Here is a 262-nt window from a genome sequence, read left to right on the forward strand (position 1 = left end):
GAACAGCGACGAGTGCACATGAATATGGGAGTTCAGAGCTTCGTCGAAGGTGCCGGACGCGGCGTGAATCGCCTGCATCACGCAGCCGACGTCGCGCGTCAGATCTTCGAACGGCGGCTCGAGTTGAAAATTCGTGACGATGCGCTCGAGCGTCGCGGCGAGGCCGTCCTTGCCGGGGTAATACGCGCGATAAGTCGGCTTCGCCGCGGGCTCGTCGTTCTCGATATATTCGGTCGAGATCGCCGGGCGCACGAAAATGAAG

At 61.1% G+C, this 262-nt stretch carries 1 protein-coding gene; it reads right to left on the reverse strand.

Annotated features, from left to right (window positions below; translation table 11 throughout):
• On the reverse strand, positions 1-262 hold a 262-nt coding region (locus SB822_RS58275), incomplete at both ends, for an isocitrate dehydrogenase kinase/phosphatase AceK regulatory subunit (RefSeq protein WP_410859268.1).

Origin of the sequence: Paraburkholderia sp. SIMBA_054 (genome assembly GCF_046534875.1) — a bacterium.
GTDB lineage: Bacteria > Pseudomonadota > Gammaproteobacteria > Burkholderiales > Burkholderiaceae > Paraburkholderia > Paraburkholderia hospita.